Genomic DNA, 3,428 nt, shown 5'->3' on the forward strand with positions numbered 1-3,428 from the left:
CGGCAACGCCCTGACAGGAAGGCTCATGAATAAGGCGGGCTTGGGATTGATGCAACGTTGGCGGTGGCGCCACTCCATATTTTCGTGAAGATCACTGATCCTTCCGGGCGGGAATGGAATGTGGAGACCACCGATGGTGCCAACGCCATGCGGACTGATTGGTATCGGCAGAAGTTTGTGATCAGTGACCGGGCAGTAGAGAGCGGCATTTATTTGCGGAAGCTCTCACCACAGGAAACGGCTGCGCTGTTGGCCAATGTTGTTGTCGAGAAACTGGTTGCGGACGGTCGCTATGAAGAGGCCGTGGACGCGGCGCGTGAAATTCTTGCAGCCTCCCCGCGTGATGTGCATGCCTTGCTGCAATTGGGTAACGCCTATGGCCGCATGGTCGAATCCGAGTTTACCTCCCGCTATCCCACGCCTGCCGCTATCCCACCGGCGCTGAAGCCAAGGTGGCAGATGCTGATCGAGGCAAATCGCAAAGCCTTTGCTGATGCCGAGGCGCTGGGTTGGACGCCGGCGCCGTAGTTATTGCTGCATTCCCGCCGGCCATTATGCCCGGCCCGACATCTTCCGGCTGGACGTGACGCGCCCGCCGCGCTGAAACTGCCGAACGAAGGAGAATATTGTGACCGATTCGCTGTTCATCGGCCTTTCGGATCAGGATCAGCCGCAAAGCCTGGTGCTGAAGCGCGCCAACCGTCACGGCCTGATCGCGGGCGCCACCGGCACCGGCAAGACGGTGACGCTGCAGGGGCTCGCCGAGGGCTTCAGCCGCGCCGGGGTGCCGGTGTTCCTCGCGGATGTGAAGGGCGATATCGCCGGCATGGCCCGGGCCGGCAGCGAGGCGGCGGCCTGGACCGGCAAGCGCGCGCTGGAATTGAAGATCGAGGATTATGACTGGGAAGCCATGCCGGTCGTGTTCTGGGATTTGTTTGGCGAACAGGGCCACCCGATCCGCACCACCATTTCGGAAATGGGGCCGCTGCTGCTCAGCCGGCTGATGGGCCTGAATGACACGCAGGAAGGGGTGATGACCATCGCCTTCCGCTATGCCGACGATCACGACATGCTGCTGCTGGATCTGGAGGATCTGCAGGCGATGCTGGCCTGGGTCGCCGAGAATGCGGACGAGCTGTCGGCCAAATATGGCAATGTGACGAAGGCCAGCGTGGGATCGATCCAGCGCCAGCTGTTGACGCTGGAAACCCAGGGCGGCGCGGCCTTCTTTGGCGAGCCGGCGTTCGAGATCAGCGATTTCATCGCAGCTGATGGCAAGGGCCGGGGCCGGGTGAACATTTTGGCGGCGGACAAGCTGATGCAATCCCCGCGCCTTTATGCGACCTTCCTGTTGTGGCTGTTGTCGGAACTGTATGAAACGCTTCCCGAAGTGGGCGATCCCGACAAGCCCAAGCTGGTGTTCTTCTTTGACGAGGCGCATCTGCTGTTTGACGAGGCGCCGGACGCGCTGATGGACAAGGTGGAGCAGGTGGTGCGCCTGATCCGGTCCAAGGGCGTTGGCGTCTATTTCGTGACGCAGAACCCGATCGACATTCCGGAAAAGGTGGCCGGCCAGTTGGGCAACCGGGTGCAGCATGCATTGAGGGCCTTCACGCCGCGCGACGCCCGGGCGATCAAGAGCGCATCGGAAACCTTCCGGCCCAATCCGCGGCTGGATGTGGCGGCCGTGATCACCGAGATGAAGGTGGGCGAGGCGCTGGTATCGACCCTGATGCCCGATGGCGCGCCGAGCCCGGTGGAGCGCACGCGCATCGCGCCGCCGCGCAGCCGCGTCGGGCCGTTGACGCCGGGTGAGCGGATGGATGTGATCAACGCCTCCCCCTATGCCGGCAAATATGAGGAGCGGGTGGACCGCGAGTCCGCCGCCGAACTGCTGGTGATGAAGCGCGAGGAAAGCGCGGCGCAGGCCGAGGCCGAGAAGGCGGCGGCGCTGCAGGCCAAGCTGGACGCGCAGGCGGCCAAGGAGCAGGCGAAATTGCAGGCACAGCGCGAACGCGAGGCGGCGCGGCTGGAAGTGGCGCGGGCCCGCGCTGCGGCCAAGCCGACGGCGACGCAGAAGGCCATCGAGGCCGCGGCCCGTTCGGCGGCCAGCACGATTGGCCGGCAGGTGGCCGGGAGTTTGGGCAAGAGCCTGGTGCGCGGGATTTTGGGGAGTTTGTTCAAGTGACCAGCGCTGTGCGCTGGTCATCCTGAACTTGTTTCAGCATCCATGGGAGTGCGCCTCGACAAGCGTGCCTGTGGAGGCGATTGGACCATGGATGCTGAAACAAGTTCAGCATGACGGACGTTTTGACTGGGGAGAAAGACACATGACCACGACGCGCCGCTGGCTGTTGCAATCGCGCCCGAACGGGCCGCTGAAGGACAGTGATTTCGAACTGGTGACGGTGCCGATGCCCGAGATCGCCGACGGCGAGTTTCTGGTGCGGTTGACCTATTTTTCGTTCGATCCCACCCAGCGCGGCTGGCTGGGTGGCGATACCTATCTGCCGGCGGTGCCGATTGGCGGCGTGGTGCGGGCTGGCGGCATTGGTGAGGTGGTGGCGAGCAAGCACCCCGGCTTTGCAGTTGGCGATGTGGTGCAGGGTGCCTTCGGCTGGCAGGAACATGCCGTTTCAAACGGCATGACCGAGGCTGGCCCGGTGACCAAGGTGCGGGCTGGGGTGACGCCGGAACAGGCGCTGGGCGTGTTTGGCACCACCGGGCTGACCGCCTGGTTTGGCCTGACCGAGATTGGCCAGCCCAAGGAAGGCGATACCATCCTGGTCTCGGGCGCGGCCGGCGCGACGGGCAGTGTGGTGGTGCAGATCGGCAAGGCGCTGGGCTGCACGGTGATCGGCATTGCCGGCGGGCCGGACAAGTGCCGCTGGGTGGTGGAAACCGCCGGGGCCGATGCCTGCATCGATTATCGCACCGGCAATGTTGGCCGCCAGATCCGCGAACATGCCAGGAAGGGCGTGAACGTGGTGTTTGAAAATGTCGGCGGCGAGATTTTGGATGCGGCGCTGGCCAATCTGGCGCTGAATGCCCGCGTCGTGCTGTGCGGCGGCATTTCCAGTTACAACGACACGGCGGAAGACCGGCAGCCCGGCCTGCGGAATTACATGAACCTGACGGTGATGCGCGGGCGCATGGAAGGCTTCATCGTGCTCGATTTCGCCAAGCGCTATGGCGAGGGCGTGGCGGAGCTGGCCAAGCTGATGCAGGCCGGCAAGCTGAAGACCGCCGAGGATGTGGCGCACGGGTTTGAAAATTGCCCGGCGACGCTGCGGCGCCTGTTCGAAGGCAAGAATTTCGGCAAGCAGTTGCTGAAGGTCTGATCCGGTTGGGGCCGGTGCTGCCGGCCCCCTCCGCCTCCCGCTGGTCGGCACCTCCCCCAGCGGGGGAGGATCTGGGAGGCCCCTCCG

The 3,428-nt window shown here is 64.3% G+C and carries 3 protein-coding genes; all 3 read left to right on the forward strand.

Annotated features, from left to right (window positions below; translation table 11 throughout):
- Window positions 1–84 precede the first annotated feature (84 nt).
- The 3 genes from CHU93_RS00360 to CHU93_RS00370 all read left to right on the forward strand — a co-directional run bounded on the left by CHU93_RS00360 (window position 85) and on the right by CHU93_RS00370 (window position 3,341).
- Complete coding sequence (locus CHU93_RS00360; protein ID WP_133064242.1) at window positions 85–528, forward strand: tetratricopeptide repeat protein; 444 nt, start codon at window positions 85–87, stop codon at window positions 526–528.
- Between the two features lie 100 nt (window positions 529–628).
- Window positions 629–2,188: a helicase HerA-like domain-containing protein gene (locus tag CHU93_RS00365; protein WP_165768533.1), complete on the forward strand. Its 1,560-nt coding sequence runs from the start codon at window positions 629–631 to the stop codon at window positions 2,186–2,188.
- 142 nt (window positions 2,189–2,330) lie between these two features.
- Entirely contained in the window at window positions 2,331–3,341 is a 1,011-nt protein-coding gene (locus CHU93_RS00370) for an NADP-dependent oxidoreductase (protein ID WP_094472247.1), read from the forward strand.
- Window positions 3,342–3,428: the final 87 nt, after the last annotated feature.

This window comes from Sandarakinorhabdus cyanobacteriorum (assembly GCF_002251755.1).
Lineage (GTDB): Bacteria > Pseudomonadota > Alphaproteobacteria > Sphingomonadales > Sphingomonadaceae > Sandarakinorhabdus > Sandarakinorhabdus cyanobacteriorum.

Coding starts and splice junctions, on each gene's coding strand:
- CHU93_RS00370 (WP_094472247.1), top strand. CDS start 2,331: ATGACCACGACGCGCCGCTGGCTGTTGCAATCGCGCCCGAACGGGCCG.